General features: G+C 61.7%; 22 protein-coding genes. 13 read left to right on the plus strand and 9 right to left on the minus strand.

Annotation, left to right across the window (positions count from 1 at the left end):
• Nucleotides 1–65 precede the first annotated feature (65 nt).
• Together J1G33_RS23595 and J1G33_RS23600 are read left to right on the plus strand one after the other, a co-directional pair.
• Nucleotides 66–773 (plus strand): winged helix-turn-helix domain-containing protein, encoded by a 708-nt coding sequence (locus tag J1G33_RS23595; RefSeq protein WP_223018862.1) that lies wholly within the window; start codon nt 66–68, stop codon nt 771–773.
• A complete protein-coding gene (locus J1G33_RS23600) occupies nt 774–2,051 on the plus strand; it encodes an ATP-binding protein (protein ID WP_223018863.1) in 1,278 nt (425 codons plus the stop codon).
• 56 nt (nt 2,052–2,107) lie between these two features.
• Here the strand turns inward: J1G33_RS23600 and J1G33_RS23605 are convergent, their stop codons facing one another.
• The 3 genes from J1G33_RS23605 to J1G33_RS23615 form a co-directional block, all read right to left on the minus strand.
• A complete protein-coding gene (locus J1G33_RS23605; RefSeq protein ID WP_078821230.1) occupies nt 2,108–2,899 on the minus strand; it encodes a MipA/OmpV family protein in 792 nt (263 codons plus the stop codon).
• Nucleotides 2,900–2,915: 16 nt separating this feature from the next.
• Nucleotides 2,916–4,739: a serine hydrolase domain-containing protein gene (locus J1G33_RS23610; RefSeq protein WP_223018864.1), complete on the minus strand. Its 1,824-nt coding sequence runs from the start codon at nt 4,737–4,739 to the stop codon at nt 2,916–2,918.
• A 137-nt stretch (nt 4,740–4,876) separates the two neighbouring features.
• Nucleotides 4,877–5,758, minus strand: coding sequence for a LysR family transcriptional regulator (locus J1G33_RS23615; protein WP_032880850.1), 882 nt, complete (start codon nt 5,756–5,758; stop codon nt 4,877–4,879).
• A gap of 131 nt (nt 5,759–5,889) precedes the next feature.
• Between J1G33_RS23615 and J1G33_RS23620 the strand changes: the two genes are divergently transcribed.
• The 8 genes from J1G33_RS23620 to dctM all read left to right on the plus strand — a co-directional run bounded on the left by J1G33_RS23620 (nt 5,890) and on the right by dctM (nt 14,498).
• On the plus strand, nt 5,890–6,708 hold the full coding sequence (locus tag J1G33_RS23620) for a MaoC family dehydratase N-terminal domain-containing protein (protein ID WP_223018865.1): 819 nt from the start codon (nt 5,890–5,892) through the stop codon (nt 6,706–6,708).
• 28 nt (nt 6,709–6,736) lie between these two features.
• Entirely contained in the window at nt 6,737–7,900 is a 1,164-nt protein-coding gene (locus tag J1G33_RS23625) for an acyl-CoA dehydrogenase family protein (RefSeq protein ID WP_223018866.1), read from the plus strand.
• A 10-nt stretch (nt 7,901–7,910) separates the two neighbouring features.
• Nucleotides 7,911–9,260 carry an MmgE/PrpD family protein gene (locus J1G33_RS23630; RefSeq protein WP_032880855.1) on the plus strand — a complete coding sequence of 450 codons (1,350 nt, stop codon included), beginning with the start codon at nt 7,911–7,913 and terminating at the stop codon, nt 9,258–9,260.
• A gap of 10 nt (nt 9,261–9,270) precedes the next feature.
• Complete coding sequence (locus J1G33_RS23635; RefSeq protein ID WP_223018867.1) at nt 9,271–10,464, plus strand: CaiB/BaiF CoA-transferase family protein; 1,194 nt, start codon at nt 9,271–9,273, stop codon at nt 10,462–10,464.
• Between the two features lie 14 nt (nt 10,465–10,478).
• A complete protein-coding gene (locus tag J1G33_RS23640; RefSeq protein WP_223018868.1) occupies nt 10,479–11,294 on the plus strand; it encodes a CoA ester lyase in 816 nt (271 codons plus the stop codon).
• A 146-nt stretch (nt 11,295–11,440) separates the two neighbouring features.
• The gene (locus J1G33_RS23645; RefSeq protein ID WP_005787905.1) at nt 11,441–12,424 is read left to right on the plus strand and encodes a TRAP transporter substrate-binding protein; all 984 of its coding nucleotides are present in this window, start codon (nt 11,441–11,443) and stop codon (nt 12,422–12,424) included.
• A 161-nt stretch (nt 12,425–12,585) separates the two neighbouring features.
• Nucleotides 12,586–13,218, plus strand: coding sequence for a TRAP transporter small permease (locus J1G33_RS23650; protein ID WP_005787907.1), 633 nt, complete (start codon nt 12,586–12,588; stop codon nt 13,216–13,218).
• The gene (gene dctM / locus J1G33_RS23655; RefSeq protein ID WP_032880861.1) at nt 13,218–14,498 is read left to right on the plus strand and encodes a C4-dicarboxylate TRAP transporter large permease protein DctM; all 1,281 of its coding nucleotides are present in this window, start codon (nt 13,218–13,220) and stop codon (nt 14,496–14,498) included. The genes J1G33_RS23650 and dctM overlap by 1 nt, the downstream gene beginning before the upstream one ends.
• 45 nt (nt 14,499–14,543) lie before the next feature.
• On the opposite strand, the gene ampC is transcribed toward dctM, so the two are convergent.
• A complete protein-coding gene (gene ampC / locus J1G33_RS23660) occupies nt 14,544–15,683 on the minus strand; it encodes a class C beta-lactamase (protein ID WP_032880862.1) in 1,140 nt (379 codons plus the stop codon).
• A 131-nt stretch (nt 15,684–15,814) separates the two neighbouring features.
• Between ampC and J1G33_RS23665 the strand changes: the two genes are divergently transcribed.
• Nucleotides 15,815–16,687 (plus strand): LysR family transcriptional regulator, encoded by an 873-nt coding sequence (locus J1G33_RS23665; RefSeq protein ID WP_032880863.1) that lies wholly within the window; start codon nt 15,815–15,817, stop codon nt 16,685–16,687.
• 17 nt (nt 16,688–16,704) lie between these two features.
• Here J1G33_RS23665 and yghX read toward each other — a convergent pair whose 3' ends face one another.
• From yghX to J1G33_RS23680, 3 genes are read right to left on the minus strand one after another with little or no spacing between them, the layout of a single operon-like run.
• Nucleotides 16,705–17,592: a YghX family hydrolase gene (gene yghX / locus J1G33_RS23670; protein ID WP_005787912.1), complete on the minus strand. Its 888-nt coding sequence runs from the start codon at nt 17,590–17,592 to the stop codon at nt 16,705–16,707.
• 44 nt (nt 17,593–17,636) lie between these two features.
• Nucleotides 17,637–18,131, minus strand: a complete 495-nt coding sequence (locus tag J1G33_RS23675) for a PaaI family thioesterase (RefSeq protein ID WP_122732266.1) — start codon at nt 18,129–18,131, stop codon at nt 17,637–17,639.
• Between the two features lie 51 nt (nt 18,132–18,182).
• Complete coding sequence (locus J1G33_RS23680; protein ID WP_223018869.1) at nt 18,183–19,073, minus strand: DMT family transporter; 891 nt, start codon at nt 19,071–19,073, stop codon at nt 18,183–18,185.
• Between the two features lie 87 nt (nt 19,074–19,160).
• Here J1G33_RS23680 and J1G33_RS23685 point away from each other — a divergent pair, with 87 nt between their 5' ends.
• Nucleotides 19,161–20,486, plus strand: coding sequence for a PLP-dependent aminotransferase family protein (locus J1G33_RS23685; protein ID WP_223018870.1), 1,326 nt, complete (start codon nt 19,161–19,163; stop codon nt 20,484–20,486).
• A 7-nt stretch (nt 20,487–20,493) separates the two neighbouring features.
• Here the strand turns inward: J1G33_RS23685 and J1G33_RS23690 are convergent, their stop codons facing one another.
• A complete protein-coding gene (locus J1G33_RS23690) occupies nt 20,494–20,919 on the minus strand; it encodes a nuclear transport factor 2 family protein (protein WP_223018871.1) in 426 nt (141 codons plus the stop codon).
• A gap of 152 nt (nt 20,920–21,071) precedes the next feature.
• On the opposite strand from J1G33_RS23690, the gene J1G33_RS23695 reads away from it, so the two are divergent.
• Nucleotides 21,072–21,287, plus strand: coding sequence for a DUF6434 domain-containing protein (locus tag J1G33_RS23695; RefSeq protein ID WP_223018872.1), 216 nt, complete (start codon nt 21,072–21,074; stop codon nt 21,285–21,287).
• A gap of 458 nt (nt 21,288–21,745) precedes the next feature.
• Here J1G33_RS23695 and J1G33_RS23700 read toward each other — a convergent pair whose 3' ends face one another.
• Nucleotides 21,746–23,455: an amidase gene (locus tag J1G33_RS23700; RefSeq protein ID WP_223018873.1), complete on the minus strand. Its 1,710-nt coding sequence runs from the start codon at nt 23,453–23,455 to the stop codon at nt 21,746–21,748.
• Nucleotides 23,456–23,555: the final 100 nt, after the last annotated feature.

A 23,555-nucleotide genomic window follows, 5' to 3' on the forward strand; every position in this document is an offset into this window, starting at 1 on the left:
TTCTGTGCGCCTGCTTGCTACCTATAATGCGCGCACTTCAATCTGCGTTTCTACACTGAGAACTTATGGAAAACCTGGGTCTGGGCAAGGTCCTGCTCGTTGAGGACGATGAAAAGCTGGCAGGGCTGATCGCGCAGTTCCTGTCGCAGCATGGTTTTGAGGCGCGTGTCGTGCACCGGGGCGATGAAGCCCTGGCAGCGTTCCTGGACTTCAAACCCAGGATTGTCGTGCTCGATTTGATGCTTCCGGGCCAGAGCGGGCTGCATGTTTGCCGCGAAATTCGCACTGTGTCAGACACGCCCATCGTGATCCTGACAGCCAAGGAAGACGATCTGGACCATATCCTGGGCCTTGAGTCTGGGGCTGACGATTACGTGATCAAGCCGATCAAGCCGCCGGTGCTGCTTGCACGTTTGCGTGCGTTGCAGCGCCGCCAGGTGCCCGAGCCCGCGGCGCGGGGTGCCCTGGAGTTCGGCCGCTTGTCGATTGATCGCAGTTGCCGGGTCGTCAGCCTGGGCGGTCAGACCATCGATCTGACGACCATGGAGTTCGAGTTGCTGTGGTTACTGGCCAGCAGCTCGGGCAAGATCCTCTCGCGCGATGACATCCTCAACCGTATGCGTGGTATTGCCTTTGATGGCCTCAATCGCAGCGTTGACGTCTACATCAGCAAATTGCGCGGCAAGCTCAACGACAACCCACGCGAGCCGGTGTGCATCAAAACCATCTGGGGCAAGGGTTACCTGTTCAATCCGTTCGCGTGGGAGGTTTAGATGCTGCGCTTGTATCTGCGCCTCTATGTGATCCTCGCGCTCGGCCTGGCCGGGTCGGTCTGGCTGGTCAACTATGGCCTGGACGCTTACATGCCCGAGTCCAACGAAACGTATAACCGTGAAGCCTTGCGCGGCCCGGCGTGGGCCCTGGTGGAACAATTGCGACCGGTACAGGGAGAGGCGCGCCAGGCACGCCTGGATGAGCTGCAGCCGCATTATGGCTTGCGCCTGAAACTGGTGCAGCGCGACGCCCAGCACCTGAGCGAGCGCGAACAGAAACTCCTGGCGAGTGACCAAGTGGTGGTACGCGAGGATTTTATGAAGTTCCTGTCAGCGATTGACGGCGGCCCGCAATTACTTGAGATTCAGCTGCCGGAAGAACCCAAATGGCTGTACCTGTGGGCTTATGGCTTTCTGGGCGCAGGCCTGGCCATCGTCCTGTATTTCTGGGTACGCCCGCACTGGCGTGACCTGGAGCATATCCGCCTGGCGGCGCAACGTTTTGGTGACAATGACCTCGGCTCACGCATCCTGTTGCCAAGGCGCTCCACCGTTCGCGAACTGGCAGGGCACTTCAACCAGATGGCCGAGCGCATCGAGAGCCTGATCGCCAACCAGCGCGAACTCACCAACGCCGTATCTCACGAATTGCGCACGCCGATTGCGCGCTTGTCGTTTGAACTTGATCAACTGCGCCAGCAGATCGATCCACGCCAGAGCAGCGAGTTGATTGCCGATATGTACGCCGACCTCGGCGAGCTGGAAGAAATGGTTTCCGAACTGTTGACCTACGCCAGCCTGGAGCGCGGTGCCACCCAGGTCACCCGCGAGAACATCGAAGCCCACAGCTGGCTCGACAGCGTGATCGGCAGTGTGGCCCTGGAGGCCGAAGCACAGGGGTTGCAGTTATCACTGCGTACCTGTGAGGTCGACTTTATCCGCATCGAGCCACGCTTTATGGCGCGGGCGGTGATCAACCTGCTGCGTAACGCCATCCGTTATGCCGATCGCCGCGTGGAAGTGTCGCTGGTCAAGTTCGGCAACGGCTATGAAGTACGGGTCAATGACGATGGCCCAGGCGTGCCGCTGGAGGGCCGCACCAAGATCTTCGAACCGTTCCTGCGCCTCGATGCCAGCCGCGACCGCCGTACTGGAGGGTTTGGCTTGGGCCTGGCATTGGTCAAACGCGTCAGCCAGTGGCATGGCGGGCAGGTGGAAGTGCTGGATTCGGAGTGGGGCGGGGCGTCGTTTCGGATGACCTGGGCGTATGGCGAGTAACACCTTTTGAATACTGCACTGCCCCTCCCACATTTTGATTGGGTTACCAACTTGAATCAGAAGGTGTATTCCACCATCCCCATCACCGACGTCTGCAAGCGGCGCTCCACAATCGGGCTCTTGCCCGCTTTATCCGCCAGGTACTGCACATCCAGCAGCGTCGAGAACTGTGTGTGCTCGCTGATTGGCAAGCTCCACGTAAGGTTCATGCCATTGCTGATATTGCCGCCGCTGGCCTTGTATGCCTTGAAGCGGCTGCGCGCGGCTTGGCCGGTGGTCACGCCGTACCAGGTCTGCAGGTAGTCGCGGTCACCAAAGTGGCTGTTGATGGCGGTATCGACGGAACCGTAACGGCCTTCATAGAGATTGGTCCCCAGGCTCAACTCCAGATGGGTAAAAGCCTTGCCGGTGTCCTTGTGTTTATCTTCTTCAAGCGCATGTTCCAGGGTGGCGCCAATGATCACACCGCCGAGGTTGTAGGCGGCACTCACCCCCAATTGCGGGCGTGACTTGATCTCGCCCATGCCTTTGAGGCGTTTGGAGCCGGCATGCATGCTTTCGTTTTTATCCTTGCGCGAATCGCTTGCGCCAACGTATGCGCTGAAGCTCAAGGCATTGCCTTCATAACCCCAGCCCAGGCCCGTATCAGTGTCGAGGAAGACGCCCCAAGGGCTGATGATTTTGCCGCCCAGCACAGGCGCCGTCATGCGTTCGTCGCTGCCACTGTAGCGGGGGGCGTTGGCTATGCCGGCCTTGAGGCTGTATTGCCAGTCTTCGGCAAGCGCCGTGTCGGCGGCGGCAAGCAGGCACAGTGAGGTCACTGACAGGCACAGGTTTTTTGCGTGCATCAGGTGTTTCTCCAGGTTAGAAATTCAAGGGTGTGTGGGGGGACTGGGTGCGTTTGAAGGAATAACCCGAAGCGCTCAGCCCGTTGACCTGGCGGCTGACGGTGTCGCCCAGGCCGTAGCCGGTGCCGGCGAGTACCGCGTGGGCGTTGTCGACCGGCAGCAGGATGTAGTCAGTCAGAGGCTCGTCGTGCAATTGGCCGCGTATCACCAGGAAGCCGTCTTCCAGGCGCACGCTGATACCGCTCAACGGTGCGTCGGGTTCATGGCTATTGAGTACCTGATAGGTGCCGATGGTGTCGGCCCAAGCCGTAGACAGGGTCGGCGGCTCGATGCGCTCACCGATAGCAATGCGTTGGCCGTGGCTGCGGGCCGTGAGCATCTGCCGGCCTTGTACCGTCACTACATCAAGCTGGATGCGACCCAGGTCGCCCAGGTCCTTGAGCCAAAAACCCAGGACCTTTTTCTGCGCACGCAGCCAGCCCTGGTCATCGCGCAACAAGTCGAAGGTGTAGCCGGCCAGTTCGCCGGCCAGGCGCTCACGGTCATCCTTGATACGGAATATGCCCCAGGGGGTCGCGTAGAACCCGGCCAGGCGCTTGCGGTCGACGGCCGCTGGCACGTGGCGCAGTTTTAGACCGTGGCCGGGAGCCTGGCAGTCGTCGGCGCAGGCGCGCTCGCCGGTTTGTGCTTCAAGCATCAGGCGCAGGCTGTCGGTGGACAGCGACACCACCATCTCTTCGGCATTGCTGTCGTTGGCCATGATGATCACGGCCAGTTGCTGGTCCGGCAGCAGGGTCACCTGGGCGGCGAAATCATCGCCGCCGCCGCTGTGCTGGTAAGTACGCACACCGGGGGCAATCGGCTCGTCACCGCATGGCGCCAGAAACCAGCCCAGGCCCATCTGGCAGTCAAAATCCAAGGCGTTGCCGGTGTTTTGCTGGGTGAACATTTGATCTATTGAAGCGCTGCCCAGCACGCGGTTGCCCTTGTAGGTGCCTTTGGCAAACAACATCTGCACGTAGTGACTCAGATCCTTGGGGCTGGCCCACAGGCCACCGGCGGCAAGGTCGCGTACCTGGGCGTCGGTGCTGGCGTTGCCGTCCTCATAACCCAGGGCGCGAAAGCTCAATTGCGCGCCGGTGCCGAGGAAACTGGACTGGTTCATGTGCAAGGGGGTCAAGAGGCTGCTTTGTAGCTGGGCTTCGAAGCTTTTGCCGCTGCTGCGCTCGATGGCGGCACCCACCAGCGAATAGCCGAGGTTGGAATAAGCCACCTGAAAACCGGGCGGGCTGCTCAGCCATACGCCCGACACGCGCATCGGCATCTGCCCCATGGCATAGGTGCTGTGCAGGTCACGCAGGTGCTCACTGGGCAGGCCGGATTGATGGCTGAGCAAACGCCGTAACGTGATGGCGCGATCTGCTTCGGCCTGGTCGTCATGAAAGCGCGAGCGTACGTAAAATTCACGCAGGGTTTGCTGGATCGGTGCATCCAGTGCCAGGCGCTGTTGCTCCACCAACTGCAGCGCCGCCGTGGCGGTGATCAGTTTGGAAATCCCCCCGGCGCGAAACGCCGTGTTGGGCGTAACCGGCACGCCCTGGGCCTTGTCGGCCAGGCCAAAGCCACGGGCCCAGATCAACTCCTGGCCATTGACCAGGGCAATCGACAAGCCTGCCACATTTTCCCGGACCATCTCCCGGGGTATGCGTGTTTGCAGGTAACGGATGATCGCGCCGTAATCGCCTTTTTGAATCGGCGGCGGAGCAGGCGGTTGCGAGTGGCAACCGATACTGCTCAGCAGGCAACCCAATAGCGGGATACCGCGCAGTCTACGAAACATCAAGAGCACCCGAATGATGATTTGGATGCTGGAATGCTAGGGCGGCGGGGGCTGAGAATCTTTGAGTGCTTTGTCGGGAAACTGTCAAAGACTGTTAACGGCCAACTGTAGGAGCGAACTTGCTCGCGCCTACAAGATCAGGGCATCAATGTGGCGATCAGTGCCCGAATGGTCCCCGGCAATGCCTCCAACTCGCGCACCAGAATGCTGCGCTCGCGAATCGCCCAAGGCTCGTCCAGCTTCACCGTCACCAACTGCATGGTGCGGCTGTGGCGCTGGGCGGCGGACTCGGGAATGATCCCGATGCCCACGCCGGCCTCGACCATCCGGCAGATCGCCTCGAAGCTCGACACCTGGATGCGCAGCGACAACTGCTTGCCCAGGCGCTCGACATGTTCGCGCAGGAAACTCAGCAGCGTGCTGCCTTCATGCAGGCCGATATGCTGGTAGGCGAGGGTTTGTTCGAGGGTGACCGAAGGCTGATCGGCCAAGGGATGCCCGACGGGCACCATCAGCACCAATTCATCCGTACTGAAATGCAGCACCTGCAAGCCAGCAGCTTCCACGGGACCGGCAATAATGCCCATGTCGCTGGTGCCATCGAGTACGCCGCGCACGATGTCCCGAGACAGGCGCTCCTGCAGGTCGACGGTCACGCCTGGGCGCTGGGACAAAAAGCCCGCCAGCACTTCCGGCAAGAACTCGGTGACCGCCGTGGTGTTGGCGAAGATGCGGATATGCCCGGCTGAGTCCACGCCGTATTGGGTGAACTCGCTTTTCAGGTAGTCCACCTGACGCATGATCAATCGCGCATGGTGCAACAGGCGCTCGCCCGCCGGGGTGATCTCCACGCCACGGCTGTCGCGGTACAACAGGCGGGTGTCGAGCTGACCTTCCAGGGCCTTGATCCGCGCACTCGCGGCGGCCGGCGACAGAAACGCGCGCTTGGCGCCCTGGGTCAGGCTGGGGGATTCGGCGATATGGATAAACAGGCGCAGGTCGGCGAGATCAAAGTGCATGCAAGACTCCCGGTACAGGGTGGCAGCGTTCAGCATAACCGAACGCTGGTTTATTGAAATGCAAATTCTCAGAACGGGCAGGCCCTTGCATGATCGGCAGCAGACACCCACTGCCTGAGGATCTGCACCCGATGAGCGCCACTGATTGGATCGGCCGAAGCGAGACTGCCCACGATCACCTGAGCCATAACCTGCTCAAGCGCATCGCCGCCACGTTCGGTGAAGGGGTGCCTGCCGACGGTGCAGCCGTACCCGCATTGTGGCAATGGTGCTTTTTCCAGGACCCGCTGCCGGAGTCGGCCCTGGGCAGCGATGGCCACCCGGCTCGCGGCGGGTTCTTGCCACCGGCCGATAACCGTAATCGCATGTGGGCCGGTGGGCGTATCGAGTTTGTGCACCCGCTGCGAGCCGGCGAGGCGGCGACCCGCGTGTCGACCATCACTCAGGTCGAAGAAAAGACCGGTCGCACCGGTTCGCTGTTGTTTGTCACGGTGCGCCACGACTATTCCCAGGCCGGGCGCCTGGCGATCCGCGAGGAACAGGACATCGTCTATCGCGAGCCCACGCCGCCCAAACCCGGCAGCGGCGATGCCCTGGTCCGGGGCGAATGGACAGAAGCGGTGGAACCGACACCAACCCTGTTGTTCCGCTACAGCGCCGTGACCTTCAACGGCCACCGCATCCATTACGACTATCCCTATGTCACCGCCACTGAAGGCTACAGCGGCTTGGTGGTGCATGGCCCACTGATCGCCACCTTGAGCCTGCGTGCGTTCTGCCGGGCGCACCCTGAAGCCACGCCGCGCCGTTTCATCTATCGCGGCGTGCGCCCGTTGATTGCACCGCAGCCGTTTGAAGTCGGCGGGCGCATCAGCGCAACCGGCGTCGCAGAACTTTGGGCTGGCAACGCTGAAGGTCTGGCGCAGACCGCCCAGGTGCATTTCGAATAACCCAAGAACAACAGGCGGAGAGCCGCGCATGAACCCCAATGACAACGAAGAACTCAATGCCATCCGCGAAGGCGTGCGCGCCTTGTGCGCCGAGTTCGATGCCGCCTACTGGCGCAGGATCGACGAAGACAAAGGCTTCCCCGAAGCCTTCGTCAAGGCCCTGACCGATGCCGGCTGGCTGTCGGCAATGATCCCCGAAGAGTATGGCGGTTCCGGCCTGGGCCTGGCCGAAGCGTCGGTGATCCTCGAAGAGGTCAACCGTTGCGGCGGTAACTCCGGCACCGTGCATGGCCAGATGTACAACATGTTCACCCTGTTGCGTCACGGCAGCGAGGCGCAAAAGCGCTTCTACCTGCCCAAGCTGGCCAGCGGTGAACTGCGTCTGCAATCAATGGGCGTCACAGAGCCCACCACGGGCACTGACACCACCAAGATCAAGACCACCGCGATCAAACGCGGCGACAAGTACGTGATCAACGGGCAGAAAGTCTGGATCTCGCGAGTGCAGCATTCCGACCTGATGATCCTGCTGGCGCGCACTACGGCCTTGGCCGAGGTGAAGAAAAAGTCCGAAGGCATGTCGATCTTCCTGGTCGACCTGCGCGAGGCCATCGGTAACGGCCTGACCGTGCAGCCCATCGCCAATATGGTCAACCATGAGACCAACGAACTGTTCTTCGACAACCTGGAACTGCCGGTCGACAGCCTGATTGGCGAAGAGGGCAAGGGCTTCAAATACATCTTCGATGGCCTCAATGCCGAGCGCACCCTGATCGCCGCCGAGTGCATCGGCGACGGCCGCTGGTTTATCGAAAAGGCCAGCGCCTATGCTCGCGACCGCGTGGTGTTTGGCCGGCCAATCGGGCAGAACCAGGGCGTGCAATTCCCGATTGCCGAAGCGCATATCGAGATCGAAGCGGCCGACTTGATGCGCTGGCGTGCCTGCGAGGAATACGACAGCGGCAAGAACGCCGGGGCCAGCGCCAACATGGCCAAGTACCTGGCGGCCAAGGCGTCGTGGGAGGCAGCCAACGCTTGCCTGCAAACCCACGGTGGCTTTGGTTTTGCCTGCGAATACGACGTGGAACGCAAATTCCGCGAGACGCGCCTGTACCAGGTGGCGCCGATTTCCACCAACCTGATCCTGTCCTACGTGGCCGAGCACCTGCTCGAACTGCCACGCAGTTTCTGAGGGCCTGAGCATGCGTCATACCCAAGCCCTGTGCCAATTCCTCGCTGATCTGACCTACTCGCAGTTGCCCGAGCACGTACTGGATCGCATCGAGGAGCTGTATCTGGATTGGCTCGCCTCGGCGCTGGCCAGCCAGGGCGCACACCCGATTCCCCTGTTCGAGCGCTATGCGCAGAAGATGGGGCCGAGCAGCGGCCCGGCCCAGGTGATCGTCAGCGGCGCCAGCAGCAGCGCGTATTTCGCGGCACTGGTCAATGCGGCATCGTCGCACCTGGTGGAGCAGGATGACCTGCACAACAGTTCGGTGCTGCACCCGGCCACGGTGGTGTTTCCAGCCGCGCTGGCGGCCGCCCAGGACCTGGGCAAATCGGGTCGCGATCTGCTGCTGGCTGCGGTGGCCGGTTATGAAGCCGGGATTCGCATCGGCGAGTTCCTGGGCCGCTCGCACTACCGCATCTTCCACACCACGGCCACCGTCGGCACCCTGGCGGCGGCGGTCGCCGTGGGCAAATTGCTCGATTTCAACCAGGAACAGTTCATCAACCTGCTCGGCAGTGCCGGCACTCAAGCGGCAGGGCTGTGGGAGTTCTTGCGCGATGCCGCCGACTCCAAGCAACTGCACACCGCCAAAGCCGCAGCGGATGGCTTGCTGGCGGCTTACCTGACGGCCGATGGATTGTCCGGTGCGCGCAATATCCTTGAAGGCGATCAAGGCTTGGCGGCGGGCATGTCGAGTGATTCAGAGCCGAGCAAGTTGTCCGCTGATTTGGGTAGCCGCTGGGCGCTGGTGGAAACCTCGTTCAAGTTCCACGCCTCCTGCCGCCACACCCATCCCGCTGCGGATGCGCTACTGGACGTGATGCAGCGTGAAGGCTTGAGCGCGGCGCAAATCTCCCGAGTGGAAACCCGCGTGCATCAAGGCGCCATTGATGTGCTCGGCCGGGTGACGGTGCCGGCCACCGTGCACCAGGCCAAATTCTCCATGGGCACCGTGCTTGGCCTGATCGCGGTGCATGGCAAGGCAGGGTTGCCCGAGTTCCATCAGCTGGCGTTGACCGACCCTGCGGTCGCGGCCTTTCGCGACAAGGTCAGCATGACCCTAGACCCTGAGGTCGATAGTGCCTATCCGCAACGCTGGCTGGGCCGTGTCATCGTCACCACCACTGACGGGCGCACGCTGCACGGTGCCATCGACGAGCCCAAGGGCGACCCGGGCAACACCTTGAGCCGCGCCGAACTGGCGGATAAGTTCCAGCGCCTGACTCACTTCAGCGGCGCCCGTACCCCCGCCCAGGCCAGTGGCCTGATCGAGCAGGTATGGAACCTGCGTAACACCGCGTCCATGGCCCATTGGCTTTGAGGGATTTGTCATGAGTAATCAACGACCGCTGGACGGCATCACGGTTGTCAGCCTGGAACACGCGATTGCCGCGCCATTCTGTACCCGCCAATTGGCCGATCTCGGCGCCCGCGTGATCAAGGTCGAGCGCCCCGGTGCCGGTGACTTTGCCCGAGGTTATGACGAACGCGTGCGCGGCCTGGCATCGCATTTCGTCTGGACCAACCGTTCAAAGGAAAGCCTGACCCTGGACCTCAAGCAGGGCGAGGCGGGCGCCATCCTTGAAGCGCTGCTGGCCGATGCCGATGTGCTGGTGCAAAACCTTGCACCCGGCGCGGCGGCGCGCATGGGCTTGTCGTTCGAGGCACTGCATCAACGTTTTCCAAGGCTGATCGTCTGCGATATCTCCGGCTATGGCGAAGGCGGGCCCTACGAGAAAAAGAAAGCCTACGACCTGCTGATCCAGAGCGAAGGCGGCTTCCTGTCGGTGACTGGCGGCCCGGGTGATGAGCAGATGGCCAAGGCCGGCTGCTCCATCGCGGATATCTCCGCGGGCATGTATGCCTACAGCGGCATTCTTTCGGCGTTGCTGCTGCGGGGCACGACCGGCAAGGGCAGCCGTATCGATGTGAGCATGTTGGAAAGCCTGGTGGAGTGGATGGGCTACCCGATGTATTACGCCTTCGACGGCGCGCCGCCGCCCCCGCGTGCGGGCGCAGCACATTCAACGATTTACCCCTATGGGCCGTTTCCCACTGGTGATGGCGGCACGGTGATGCTCGGGTTGCAGAATGAGCGCGAGTGGGCGGCGTTCTGCGACAAGGTACTGCTCACCCCGGCGCTGGCGACGGACGAACGTTTCAGCGCCAACTTCAAGCGTTCGGCCAACCGCGAGGCGCTGCGCCAGATTATCGTGGACAGTTTTGCCCGGTTGGACGCCGAGGCGGTGATTCAGCGTCTGGAGGATGCGCAGATCGCCAGCGCGCGGGTCAACGATATGCAAGGCGTATGGGCCCACCCTCAACTCAAGGCCCGCGACAGTTGGCGTGAAGTCGACAGCCCGGCCGGGCCGTTGCCCTCGCTGCTGCCACCAGCGCGTAACGCCGCGTTTACCCCGCGCATGGATGGTGTGCCGGCACTGGGGCAACACAGCCAGGGCATTCTCGACCAGCTGGGTTATTCCGGTGAAGCCATCGACAGCCTGCGTGCGCGCGGCGTTATCTGATCAGGAAGTGTGCGATGCCAAAGCCTTTAGTTCGTTCAGCGTTGTTTGTGCCGGGCAGCCGCCCGGAGCGGTTCGCCAAAGCCTTGGCCAGCGGCGCCGACGCAGTCATTGTGGATTTTGAAGACGCCGTGGAAGAGCCGCTCAAGCGCCAGGCCCGGGACAATCTGGGGATGTTCCTGCAGGCCCACCCCGAGGCTCAGGTGTGGGTGCGCATCAATGCGCCGGAACACGTCGAGCATTTTGAGGATGTGGCGTTCTGCAAGGCTCATGCAAATGTCGCGGGTGTGCTGCTCCCCAAGGTCGAGAGCGCAGCCCAGGTCGCCGTAGTGGCTGCCACCGGCAAACCCATCTGGCCGATCATCGAAAGCGCTCGCGGCTTGTTGGCGGTGGCCGAGATTGCCCATGCTCCGCTGGTAGAGCGGCTGTCGTTCGGTGGCTTGGACCTGGCCCTGGATCTGAACCTGAGCAGCCATTCCCGCGCTGCTGAGTTTGCCCTCGACCAGGCGCGCCTGTCACTGATCGTGCATTCCCGCGCCGCCGACCTGGTGGCACCGCTGGACGGCGTACATCCGGCCATCGACGACCCTGAGGGCCTGCGCAGTTCGATCCGGCACGCCTATGAAATGGGTTTTGCCGGGGCGTTGTGTATCCATCCCAAGCAGGTTCCGGTGATTCATCAGGCGTTGGCGCCCAGCGCTGAAGACCTGGCCTGGGCCAAGCGGGTAGTGGAGGCGAGTGCCCATGGGGCAGGGGCCTATCAGATTGATGGGCAGATGGTGGATGCGCCGGTGTTGCTGCGGGCACAGAGACTGCTGGCTGCCCAACCCTGACTGGATAAGCCTTCCCACAGGATCGACATGCTCCTTGAGGTTGGTGTTCGGCCAGGCCGAACGCAGGTATCTAAAATTCGAAATTCTCAATATGCAGCACATCAGGCACTTTGCCTTACAACACAACAATAAGAAGGTGATTTCCCATGCTCAAGCTCTCTCGGGCGCTGCTGTGCGCCGCCACCTTGTTCGCCGCGGGCCTGGCCCAGGCGGCTGACCCGATTGTGATCAAGTTCGCCCACGTGGTGGCCGAGAACACGCCCAAAGGCCAGGGCGCGCTGCTGTTCAAGAAGCTCGCCGAAGAACGCCTGCCCGGCAAGGTCAAGGTCGAGGTGTACCCCAACTCGTCGCTGTTCGGCGATGGCAAGGAAATGGAAGCGTTGCTGTTGGGTGACGTGCAGATGCTGGCGCCGTCCCTGGCCAAGTTCGAGCAGTACACCAAACAGGTGCAGATCTACGACCTGCCGTTCCTGTTCAACGACCTGGCTGCCGTCGACCGTTTCCAGGCCGCCCAGGGCAAGCAACTGCTGACTGCAATGCAGGACAAGAACATTCTCGGCCTGGCCTATTGGCACAACGGCCTCAAGCAACTCTCCGCCAACAAGGCCCTGCACGAACCCAAGGACGCCCGTGGCCTGAAGTTTCGCGTGCAAGCCTCCAGCGTGCTTGAAGAGCAGTTCAAGGCGATCCGCGCCAACCCGCGCAAGATGAGCTTTGCCGAGGTTTACCAGGGCTTGCAGACCGGCACCGTGAATGGCACCGAGAACACCTGGTCGAACTATGAAAGCCAGAAGGTCAACGAGGTGCAGAAGTATTTCACCGAGTCCAACCATGGCCTGATCGACTACATGGTCATCACCAACGCCAAGTTCTGGAACGGCCTGGCGCCGGATGTGCGCAGCACGCTGGAGCAGATCATGGCCGAAGTCACTGTCGAGGTGAACAAGCAGGCCGAAGCGCTGAACCAGTCGGCCAGGCAGAAGATCATCGATGCCAAGACCAGCGAGATCATCGAACTTACCCCCGAGCAACGCACGCTCTGGCGCGAAGCCATGCGCCCGGTGTGGCAGAAGTTCGAAGGCCAGATCGGGGCTGAGCTGATCAAGGCAGCGGACGCTTCCAACCAATAATCCCAGGGTGTACTGAGATCCAATGTGGGAGGCGGCTTGCTCCCGATAGCGGTGGATCAGAGACAGATCTGCAAGCTGACACATTGCTATCGGGAGCAAGCCCCCTCCTACATTTGGGCAAGTTCCACCCTGGTATTTCATTTGCCTCGCGAGGTTTTGCCATGCAAACGCTAAGGCGCGTCTGGGAGCACCTGGAGGAAGGCTTTATTGCCTTCCTGCTGGCCGCCATGACCCTGGTGACATTCGTCTACGTCATGCTCAACAACATCTACACCCTGTTCTTTGCTCTGGCGGATAAATGGGCCTGGAGCAGTCACTTCTTCAATGCCCTGGGCGACACCACCATGACCTGGGCCCAGGACATGACCTGGAGCGTGGCGCTGACCAAGGCCATGTTCGGCTGGTTGATTTTCTTCGGTATTTCCTACGGTGTACGCACCGCCGGCCACCTGGGCGTGGACGCGCTGGTCAGGTTGACCAAACGCCCGGTACAACGCTTGCTCGGGATGCTCGCCTGCCTGTGCTGCCTGGCCTACGCCGGCCTGTTCATGGTCGCCAGCTACAAGTGGGTGAGTGCGGTAATGACCGCGCATATCGGTGCCGAGGACCTTGACCAGTTCGGTATCGACGTCGGTGACATCGTGGTGATCGTGCCCATCGGTTTTGCCTTGGTATTGATTCGCTACCTGGAAATTTTCTACCGCATTTTTACCCACCGCCAGGTCGGGTTGGGATTGGCCGATGAGGCCGGGGAGGCCAGCAAGTTGGCCGGCAGCCATGAGGAGCGTCACTGATGGCCGTGCTCTGTCTGTTTCTGCTGTTGTTCGTGTTCATGTTCCTTGGCGTGCCGATTGCGATTTCCCTCGGGCTGTCCGGCGCGGTGTCGATCCTGATGTTCAGCCAGGACTCGGTGAGCTCCCTGGCGATCAAGCTGTTTGAAACCAGCGATGCCTACACCTTCCTGGCGATCCCGTTCTTCCTGCTGTCCGGTGCCTTTATGACCACTGGTGGCGTGGCTCAGCGGCTGATCGACTTTGCCAATGCCTGTGTCGGTCATATCCGTGGCGGTCTGGCGATTGCGGCGGTGCTGGCCTGCATGTTGTTTGCCGCGCTGTCCGGCTCGTCACCGGCCACGGTGGCAGCGGTGGGCTCGATTGCCGTGGCAGGTATGGTGCGTTCCGGTTATCCGAAGGAGTTTGGTGCGGGGATCATCTGCAACGCCGGGACCTTGGGTATCCTGATTCCGCCTTCGATTGTGATGGTGGTGTATTCGGCGGCGACCGAAACCTCAGTGGGCAAGCTGTTCATGGCTGGGGTGATCCCGGGACTGTTGCTGGGCCTGATGTTGATGATCGCGATCTACATCGTCGCGCGTATCAAGAAGCTACCCGCGCAACCACGGGCGACGTTCCGCGAGTGGTTGAGTTGCGCACGCCGGGCGTTCTGGGGCCTGTTGCTGTTGGTGATCATCCTCGGCGGTATCTACAGCGGCATGTTCACCCCGACTGAAGCCGCAGCGGTGGCGGCGGTGTACTCGGCGTTTGTCGCGCTGTTCATCTACAAGGACATGACGCTGCGCGACTGCCCCAAGGTGCTGCTGGAGTCGGGGCGCTTGTCGATCATGCTGATGTTCATCATCGCCAACGCCATGCTGTTTGCCCATGTGCTGACCACGGAGCAGATCCCCCAGGAAATCACTGCGTGGGTGATCTCCGAAGGGCTGACGCCGATTGGTTTTCTGATCATGGTCAACGTGGTGCTGCTGATTGCCGGCAGCTTTATGGAACCGTCGGCCATCGTGCTGATCCTGGCGCCGATCTTCTTCCCGATCGCGATGAAGCTCGGGATTGACCCGATTCATCTGGGGATCGTGATGGTGGTGAATATGGAAATCGGCCTGGTGCACCCGCCGGTGGGGTTGAACCTGTTCGTGACCTCGGCGGTGACCGGGCTGACATTGGGGCAGACCATTCGCGCGGCGATGCCGTGGCTGATGATTTTGCTGGTGTTCCTGATCATGGTGACTTACTTGCCATTCATTTCCCTTGCGCTGCCGCATTGGCTGGGGATGTAAGGTGGGAGGGATTGCCCCCTCCCACATTTGTTGATTGTTTCGGCCTTACTGATCCATCGCACTCAAGATCGCATGGGCCACTTTTACCCGCTCGGCATTCGGGTAGTTCTTGTTGGCCAGAATCACCACGCCCATATCCTTGCTCGGCACATACGCCACATACGCACCAAAGCCACCGGTAGAGCCGGTCTTGTTGTACAACACGTTGGCCGGCTGCGCCTGGGCCGGGTTGAGCCAGGTGACCTTGTGCGGCTCCATTGCCATCGGTGTTGAGTTACCGTCGATCAACGCTTGCAGGGTGATGGGGTAGGGGTAGCGCTCCCAGCCCAGGCCCTGGGTCATGCCGTTCACGGTGTAGTAGCCAGCGTGGGTGGCGGCGATGGCCTGTTGCACGGGCTGTTCCAGGGTTTGCGGGTGCATGTTCGCAATGACATAGCGGGCGAGGTCCTGGCTGGTGGTCTTGAGCCCGTAGGCTTCACTGTCCAGCGCGCCGGGGCTGACGCGCACAGGTTTTTGCTGCTTGTCATAGCCTTGGGCATATTGGCTGGCTTTGTCCGTGCGCACGCTGACATACGTGTTGGTCAACCCTAGCTTGGGCAGCAGCGTCTTCTCCATGGCAACGTTGAACGGCTGGCCCAGGCTTTGCGCGGTCAGGTAGCCGAACAGGCCGATGCTGGGGTTGGAGTACAAGCGTTGTTCACCCGCAGCGTAAGTGGGCTTCCAATGCTGGAAGTAGCCCAGCATGGTCGATGCACTGTCGGCTGCATCCGGAAATTGCAGCGGCAAGCCGCCAGGGGTATAGGTCGCCAGTTGCAGCAGGCTGATGCGATCGAACGCGCTGCCGGCCAGGGACGGCAAGTACTGGCTGGCTGTGTCCGACAGCTTGAGCTTGCCGATGGCCTGGGCATAACCACCAAGGGTAGCGGTGAAGGTTTTACTTACCGAGCCGATTTCGAACAGCGTGTTTTGAGTGACCGCGGCCTGGGTGTCCTTGGCGGCTACGCCGTAATTAAAGTATTGCACCTTGCCCTGGTTCACCACCGCGACCGCAAGGCCGGGGATGCCTTGCTGTTGCATCAAGGGTTTGACGTTGCTGTCCACGACCTGGCGTATATCGGTGGCGGCCATACAGCCGCCGGATACGAGCAGCAAAGCTGAAACCAGGTACTTTGGCTGATATTTCATGGTGATTCGCTTCCATGTAAAAGTGGCAATGATGATCAGAGCCTGCGCAGGCGTGGCAAATCTAGGTGGATTTTATACCCGGAGCAAACGATGATATCTCGCACCAGCCATTAGAAAAATTGGGGTAAGCCTTGTTGCGTTCCCATCTGCCCCTCAATGCCCTGCGCGCTTTTGAAGCCTCGGCGCGCCATTTGAGCTTTACCCGCGCGGCCATCGAGCTATGCGTGACCCAAGCCGCAGTCAGCCATCAAGTCAAAAGCCTCGAAGCGCAGCTCAATGTCACGCTGTTCAAGCGCCTGCCACGCGGCCTGATGCTCACTCGCGAAGGCGAAACCCTGTTGCCGGTGTTGCGTGAAGCCTTCGACCGTATTGCCCACACCCTGGGCCAGTTCGAGGGCGGTCACTACCGCGAGGTGCTGACAGTGGGCGCGGTCGGCACCTTCGCCGTGGGCTGGCTATTGCCTCGTTTGGCGGATTTCCACAGCCGCTATCCGTTTATTGATTTGCGCCTGTCCACTCACAACAACCGCGTTGATGTCGCTGCCGAGGGCTTGGATTACGCCATTCGGTTTGGCGCAGGCGCCTGGCATGGCACCGAGGCCTGCCCTTTGCTGGAAGCCCCGCTGACGGTGTTGTGCGTGCCGCAGATTGCCGAGCAATTGCACAGCCCGGCCGACGTGTTGAAGCACACCTTGCTGCGCTCTTACCGTGCCGATGAGTGGAGCCTTTGGTTGCAGGCTGCCGGGTTGCCGGCAGACACCCTGGTGCCGCGCAGTATCGTGTTCGACTCTTCGCTGGCGATGATGGAGGCCGCCCTGCAAGGCAGCGGTGTGGCCCTGGCGCCAGCGTTGATGTTTTCACGCCAGTTGGAAAGCGATGTGATCCGCCAGCCGTTCGATGTGGGGATCACGACCGGCAGTTATTGGTTGACCCGTTTGCAGTCACGCAACGAGACACCCGCGATGTCGGCGTTCAAGGGGTGGTTGCAGACGTGTATTGAATAAGAATGTGGGAGGGGCGGCTAGGCGAGGTATTTGCGGAACCAGCCCAGGGTGCGCTCCCAGGCCAGGTTGGCTGCTGCCTCGTCATACCGCGGCGTTGAGTCATTGTGAAAACCGTGGTTGGCGCCTTGGTAGATGTAAGCCTCATACGTCGTGCCCGCAGCTTTCAACGCCTGCTCATACGCCGGCCAACCCTCATTGATCCGCGTATCCAGTTCCCCGAAATGCAACATGATCGGTGCCTTGATGCGCGGCACGTCTTTGGCCTCGGGTTGGCGCCCGTAGAACGACACCGCAGCGCCCAGTTCCGGGTAGGCCACCGCCGCCGCGTTGGTCACGCCGCCGCCGTAACAGAAGCCGGTGATGCCGACTTTGCCGGTACTGCTGTCGTGGTGCATCAGCCATTCGATGGCGGCGAAGAAGTCGTTCATCAGTTTGGTCGGGTCGACAGTCTGTTGCAGCGCCACGCCTTTTTCATCGTTGCCGGGGTAGCCGCCCACGGACGTCAGGCCATCGGGTGCCAGGGCAATGAAGCCGGCTTTGGCCAGGCGCCGGGCCACGTCTTCGATATAGGGGTTCAGGCCACGGTTTTCATGCACCACCACCACGGCGGGCAGTTTTGCCGCAGCCTTGGACGGGCGCACCAGGTAGCCGCGCACCGTGCCGTTGCCCTTGGGCGAAGGGTAGGTGATGTAGTCGGCGACGATATCCGGATCGGTGAATTTGACCTGTTCGGCCAGGGCGTAGTTGGGGCTCAGGGCTGCCAGCAGCGCCGAGGCGGTGAGGCCGCCCAAGGTGAACAGCGCGGCACGGTCGAGAAACTCGCGGCGGTTGATCTTGCCGTGGGCGTAGCCGTCGTAGAGTTCCAGCAGTTCGGGAGCAAAGTCCTTGGCGGTAAGACGGGGCATGGGTGCAGTCCTCGATCAGCGGTTGCAGTCACTGTAGACCAGGATCACACCTCGCGACCATGGGCGGCCGCGGCCAATTGACCGGTGTCGACGCGTACGAAAACTGAATCGCCGATGGCCGTGAGCACGTCACCGGCGTACACCTCGCAGACCACGCGGCTTTTGCGCCCGATGTCGCCTTCGACCCGTGCGCGCAGGGTCAGTGGCACGCCCATCGGTGTGGGCTTGATGAATTTGATCCCCAGGTTGCCGGTGACGCAGTCGATGCGCGGCAGGCTGCCGGGTTCGCGCTGTTCGGCGCGGTAGTGGTAGGCCATGGCGGTCCAGTTGGAATGGCAATCCACCAGCATGGCGATCAGGCCGCCGTAGACCAGGTCTGGCCAGCCGCTATATTTGGCTTCGGGTTGATGCTCGGCGACCACGTGTACGCCATCTTCGGCCCAGCGGCTCTTGATATGCAGGCCATGGGGGTTGCTGCTGCCGCAGCCGTAGCAGATGCCTTCTGGCGCGGTGATGTCTTGGAGAGAAGCGGTGGTCATGCAAAGTCCTTGTTATTGTTCAGGCGACTTCCCTGTTTAGCAGGCCACGCGTCAGCGGGCAAACTTCTTCGCCCCGGCCACGCAGCCGATCACCGCGACCGTCACCAGCACCATGCCCAGGCTGACCTGCTCATGCAGCAGGCCCGCGGCCAGCGCCAGGCCGAAGAAAGGTTGCAGCAGCTGCAACTGGCCGACTGCGGCAATGCCGCCCTGGGCCAGGCCGCGGTACCAGAACACAAAGCCGATCAACATGCTGAACAGCGCCACGTACCCCAGGCTCAGCCACGCCGGCAGGCTAATGCCGCTGAGGGTCGAAGGCGCCAGCAGCAGGCTCAACGGTGCCACCAGCGGCAGCGACACCACCAGCGCCCAACAAATCACCTGCCAGCCACCCAGGCTGCGCGACAGCTTGGCGCCTTCGGCATAACCCAGGCCGCAGACCAGCACCGCCAACAGCATCAACAAGTCGCCTGCAGGGGCGGCGCTCAAGCCTTGGGCAAAGGCGTAACCCATCACCAACAGGCTGCCCAGGATGGAAAACAACCAGAACACTGGCTTGGGTCGCTCGCCGCCACGCAGCACGCCAAATACCGCCGTGGCCAGGGGCAGTAGGCCGATGAAGACGATTGAGTGAGCCGAGGTCACGTATTGCAGGGCCAGGGCTGTGAGCAGTGGGAAGCCGATCACCACGCCCAGAACGACGATCACCAAGGGAGCCCATTGCTGACGGGTGGGGCGTTTTTGCTTGAATAGCCACAACAGGCAGCCCCCCAGCAGGGCGGCGAGGGTGGCGCGGATCATGGTCAGGAACACCGGGTCGAACTCCATGACCGCCAGGCGCGTGGCCGGCAGCGATCCGCTGAAAATCACCACGCCGATAAAACCGTTGATCCAACCCTGAGTGCTGACATCCAGGGTGCCGAAGCGGGCGATGCGTTCCATGACGGTATGTCCGAAAGTGGGGTTGCGTGCGGCTCATCCTAGGGCTGAAGATTAGGACAATCAAAAAATTGTCATGGATACATCCCGATGCCCCGTGCGCGCTACAAATCGCTGGTCGATACCTTCGCCGAGGCCATTCGCAGTGGACGAATGCCCGCCGGCACGCGCTTGCCTACTCATCGCCAGTTGGCCGCTGAGCATGGCTTGGCACTGGTCACGGCAAGCCGGGTGTACAGCGAGTTGGAAGCCATGGGCCTGGTCAGTGGCGAGACCGGTCGCGGTACCTTCGTGCGTGAAATCACCTTGCCGCCGGGGCAGGGCAGCGGGCAGATGACGGTGGCGCCGGGCCTGCTCGACCTGAATTTCAACTACCCGTCCTTGCCTGGGCAGGCCGAGCTGTTGCGCACGGCGTTGCGCCAGTTGGCGTTGTCGGGCGATCTGGAGGCACTGCTGCGTTACCAGCCCCATGCGGGGCGTGTGCATGAGCGCGCCGCCATAGCTCGGCACTTGTTGAGCCGCGGACTCACGGTGGACGCCGAGCAGGTGCTGGTGGTCAGCGGCGCCCAGCACGGCTTGGCGGTGACCCTGATGACGTTGCTCAAGCCTGGGGATGTGATCGCGGTGGATGCGCTGACTTATCCGGGCTTCAAGGCGCTGGCCGAAACCCTGCACCTGGAAATCGTCGCCATCCCGGTGACCACGGCCGGCCCGGACTTGGACCATCTGCATAGCCTGTGTCGCCAGCGCCCGGTACGTGCGGTATACAGCATGCCAACCCTGCATAACCCGCTGGGCTGGGTACTGAGCCTGGAGCAGCGCGAGCGTTTGGTGGCGATTGCCCGGCAGCACAACCTGATGATCGTCGAGGATGGCGCCTATGCGTTTCTCGCCGAAGATGCACCTGCGCCGTTGGCGGCACTGGCCCCGGAGCGCACGGTGTATGTGGGTGGGCTGTCCAAGAATGTCGCCGCCGGTTTGCGCATAGGGTTTATCGCGGCGCCTTCAGCTTGGGTGAGCAGGTTGGAACGTACGATCATGGCCACCACCTGGAGCGTGCCAGGCGTGATGAGTGCGATTGCAGTGGCCTGGCTCGAAGACGGTACGGTGGCGCAACTGGAGGCGCAAAAACGCGCGGATGCCCAAGCCCGCCAGGCACTGGCAGCCCAAGTGCTGACGGGCGTGCGGTATGTCAGCCATCCGTCATCGTATTTTTTGTGGCTGCCGTTGGCAGAAGAGGCTCGCGCCGATCAAGTCGTCATGACCTTGCAGCGCGAAGGCATTTGCGTGTCCACCGCCGAACCGTTCGCAGTCTCGGCCCAGGTGCCCCACGCACTGCGCGTGGCCCTGGGGTCGGTGCCGATGGCGCAGTTGCGTGGGGCCCTGGAGACGATACGCAAAGTGGTGGCGTGGTGAGCTGCCCTCAGTATTTGTAAGCCTGGCGCCCGATCAGCAACCACTTGCCGTGTTGCTTCTGCCAGACCTGGAAGTTGTCGATATCGGTTGGCGTGTCCACGCCACTGTTCACCGCCAAGGCATGGAAGTGGTTGCGCACCAGGGCGGTATCGCCATTAAGGGTGATGGCCTGGTTCTGCATTTCCAGAGTCTTGAAGGCGCTGGTGTGGGTTTGCAGGTCGGCGATAAATTGCGCCTTGTTCTGCACTTTGCCGCTGGAGTGGCCGTAGGTGAGCGTGTCGGATGTCAGCGCGTGCAGTTGCTTGACGTCCAGGTGCAACATGGCTTGGGTCAGTTGGTCGACTACCTGGGCCACTTCCTTTTCAGCAGGGGCGGCGGCGACGTAGCCGGAGAACAGGCACAGGAAGCCGATCAGCACTTTGAGGTTGGGCATGGGTGTTCCTTGTTTTTGTTGTGTGAATACGACGAGGTATGTCGTCGTACAACCATGCAATAATTTCGGCAGGGAAGGAAAGTGAAATTTTGAGGTGGTCTGAAATGATTCGAGGTTAGAGTGGTAACCAGCACCCCATAGCCGAGGTAAAAATGGCTTTTGACTGGCACAGCGACCCTCTCAGCCGTGGGACACCGGTGACCCCGGGCTATAAAAACACTCAGAACGTGCGCCGTTTCATGCGTGAACAGTGCGGGCCGACGTTCAAGTTCAACCGCCCCTTTATGGCGTGGATTCTCAATGGCGTCCCCAAGACTATGGGTGATGTGGTGGACGAGTGGCAGCGTCGCGAGGTGACGCTGGCCTAAGCCACGGTGCTTGATTGCAAATACAGCAAAATGTGGGAGGGGGCTTGCTCCCGATGGCGGCCTCAGGGCCGACCAGGATGTTGGATCAGGCCGAGTACATATCCATTGCTGCGGTAACGACCACTATTGGTTCCGCTTTTACAGCGGGTCACTTTTGAAAAGCGCAAAAGTAACCCAAACGCTCTTGCCCCACCACTCGGCACCTCGCTTCGGCTCGGTGTGCCCGTAATCCGCCAGGGATTTGGGGGGCCGCCACCACGCGCCATCCATGGCGCGGGGCGGCTAAACCGGCATCCCTGCCGGTTTACCCCCCAAATCCCTGTCGAATTCCGGCCAGCGTGGTTTAACGGGGCGCCTAAGATCAAAAGCAGATCAAGATCAAGAGCGGCTCGCTTCGCATCGTGGTTACTGTTGGCGACTGCAAAGTTGTGTAGATACCTCCCACATTTGAATTGCACCTATTCGCTGGGCAGCGGCGGTGTGCGTGGCGGTATCACGCGTTTGCTGCCGGTGGCTTCAAACGCTGCGGCAAAGCGCAGCAGCGCCGAATCATCATAAGCACGTCCGGCAAACGTCAGCCCCACCGGCATACCGATATCCGCCATCACGCCCATCGGCACGGTGACGGTGGGCACGCCCAGGTGGCGAATCGCGAGGTTACCGTTGGCCACCCACACGCCGTTGCTCCAGGCGATGTCGGCAGACGCTTCGTTCACGTCGGCATCGGCCGGGCCTACATCGGCTACGGTCGGGAACAGCACGGCGTCGAGGCCGAGGTTGTCCATCCAGTCTTCCAGATCCAGGCGTCGGGTTGCTTCCAGGCCACGCAGGCCATCGGGCACGGTACCGATCTGGTCCCACGGTGTGATGCCGCGTTGGGCCATGCGCACGTATTCATCCATGCCGGCGGCGAGGTCGTCTTCACGGTTGGGCAGGGTGCCGGGGTCGTGGGGGAAGATCTTTGGTCCGTCCACATCCGCCAGGCGGTTGAGCGCCGGATCGTTGTTGGCGCGCAGGAAGTCATCGAAGGCCCAGGCAGACAGCTCCCACAGTTCGTCGTGGAGGAACTCCTTGGACACCAGGCCACGGGTAAACACCGTTGGCGCGCCGGGGCGGTCGCCTTCGCAGTTGGATACCAGCGGGAAATCCACCTCGATCACTTCGGCGCCGGCGGCCTCCAGCGCCTGGCGGGCGGCTTGCCACAACTCGATCACCGTGGCGCGGGTATTGATCCTTTGCCCGGTGGGCCCGCCGATACCGGGTTTTTCGCTGGTGCCGGCGTCGGGGTCGGCATTGATGTACATGCGCGGCACGCCAAAGCGCTTGCCGGCCAGGCTTTCGCTGCTGGTGGCCAGTGCGGCGTATGAGGCCGGGCGCACCGAGGTGACGCTGGGGATCGGTACCCAGGGTTGCAGGCGCCACAGGTCGCCGCGCTTGTCGGGGTCTTCGGCCACCACGACGTCGAGCACTTCCAACAGGTCGGCCATGGTGCGCGCATACGGCACCACGACGTCCATCGTCGGGGTCAATGGCCAGTTGCCGCGTACCGAAATCACCCCACGGGAAGGCGTATAGGCACACAAACCATTGTTGGAGGCCGGGCCGCGGCCACTCGACCAGGTTTCTTCAGCCAGGCCAAACGCTGCAAAGCTGGCGGCGGTGGCAGTGCCCGCGCCGTTGGAAGAACCGGACGCAAATGGCGCGGTCAGGTAGTCGGCGTTGTAAGGGCTTTCGGCGCGGCCATACACGCCACGCTGCATGCCGCCATTGGCCATCGGCGGCATGTTGGTCTTGCCCAGGCAGATCGCGCCACCGGCACGCAGACGCTCAATGGTGAAGGCATCGCGCTGGGCCACCAGCTTGGCAAACGCCGGGCTGCCGGATGCGGCCGTCAGACCTTTGACCAGGTAACTGTCCTTGGCCGTGTAGGGAATACCCTCCAACGGTCCCAGGGTCTGGCCCTTGGCGCGGCGCGCATCCGACGCCTCGGCTTCTTTCAGGGCGTCAGGGTTGCGCACCACCACGGCGTTCAGCGCCGTAGCTGTCTGCGGGCCATCGTAGGCATCGATCCGTGCCAGGTATGCCTGGACCAGTTCAACGGCCGTGGTCTGCCCGGCTTCAAGCGCAGCGCGCAATTGGGCAATGGAGACTTCAGTAACTTGCATCACGTTTTTTCGCCGCCTTCACGTGGGGGGATGGCGGCAGTCTACGTACAGATATTTCACAAAACCAGCTAAGGTGGCCGCGATGACTACCATTGCGCTTCAA

The sequence above is a fragment of the Pseudomonas sp. P867 genome (genome assembly GCF_019891455.1).
Taxonomy (GTDB): Bacteria; Pseudomonadota; Gammaproteobacteria; order Pseudomonadales; family Pseudomonadaceae; genus Aquipseudomonas; species Aquipseudomonas synxantha_A.

Bases quoted from the DNA above. Each gene is read 5' to 3' on its own strand.
- ampC (WP_032880862.1), bottom strand. From the start codon at position 15,683: ATGAAATATCAGCCAAAGTACCTGGTTTCAGCTTTGCTGCTCGTATCC.
- J1G33_RS23630 (WP_032880855.1), top strand. From the start codon at position 7,911: ATGCGTCATACCCAAGCCCTGTGCCAATTCCTCGCTGATCTGACCTAC.
- J1G33_RS23675 (WP_122732266.1), bottom strand. From the start codon at position 18,131: ATGACCACCGCTTCTCTCCAAGACATCACCGCGCCAGAAGGCATCTGC.
- J1G33_RS23595 (WP_223018862.1), top strand. From the start codon at position 66: ATGGAAAACCTGGGTCTGGGCAAGGTCCTGCTCGTTGAGGACGATGAA.
- J1G33_RS23625 (WP_223018866.1), top strand. From the start codon at position 6,737: ATGAACCCCAATGACAACGAAGAACTCAATGCCATCCGCGAAGGCGTG.
- J1G33_RS23620 (WP_223018865.1), top strand. From the start codon at position 5,890: ATGAGCGCCACTGATTGGATCGGCCGAAGCGAGACTGCCCACGATCAC.
- J1G33_RS23610 (WP_223018864.1), bottom strand. From the start codon at position 4,739: ATGTTTCGTAGACTGCGCGGTATCCCGCTATTGGGTTGCCTGCTGAGC.
- J1G33_RS23600 (WP_223018863.1), top strand. From the start codon at position 774: ATGCTGCGCTTGTATCTGCGCCTCTATGTGATCCTCGCGCTCGGCCTG.
- J1G33_RS23685 (WP_223018870.1), top strand. From the start codon at position 19,161: ATGCCCCGTGCGCGCTACAAATCGCTGGTCGATACCTTCGCCGAGGCC.
- J1G33_RS23615 (WP_032880850.1), bottom strand. From the start codon at position 5,758: ATGCACTTTGATCTCGCCGACCTGCGCCTGTTTATCCATATCGCCGAA.
- J1G33_RS23680 (WP_223018869.1), bottom strand. From the start codon at position 19,073: ATGGAACGCATCGCCCGCTTCGGCACCCTGGATGTCAGCACTCAGGGT.
- J1G33_RS23690 (WP_223018871.1), bottom strand. From the start codon at position 20,919: ATGCCCAACCTCAAAGTGCTGATCGGCTTCCTGTGCCTGTTCTCCGGC.
- J1G33_RS23635 (WP_223018867.1), top strand. From the start codon at position 9,271: ATGAGTAATCAACGACCGCTGGACGGCATCACGGTTGTCAGCCTGGAA.
- J1G33_RS23650 (WP_005787907.1), top strand. From the start codon at position 12,586: ATGCAAACGCTAAGGCGCGTCTGGGAGCACCTGGAGGAAGGCTTTATT.
- J1G33_RS23645 (WP_005787905.1), top strand. From the start codon at position 11,441: ATGCTCAAGCTCTCTCGGGCGCTGCTGTGCGCCGCCACCTTGTTCGCC.
- dctM (WP_032880861.1), top strand. From the start codon at position 13,218: ATGGCCGTGCTCTGTCTGTTTCTGCTGTTGTTCGTGTTCATGTTCCTT.
- yghX (WP_005787912.1), bottom strand. From the start codon at position 17,592: ATGCCCCGTCTTACCGCCAAGGACTTTGCTCCCGAACTGCTGGAACTC.
- J1G33_RS23605 (WP_078821230.1), bottom strand. From the start codon at position 2,899: ATGCACGCAAAAAACCTGTGCCTGTCAGTGACCTCACTGTGCCTGCTT.
- J1G33_RS23640 (WP_223018868.1), top strand. From the start codon at position 10,479: ATGCCAAAGCCTTTAGTTCGTTCAGCGTTGTTTGTGCCGGGCAGCCGC.
- J1G33_RS23695 (WP_223018872.1), top strand. From the start codon at position 21,072: ATGGCTTTTGACTGGCACAGCGACCCTCTCAGCCGTGGGACACCGGTG.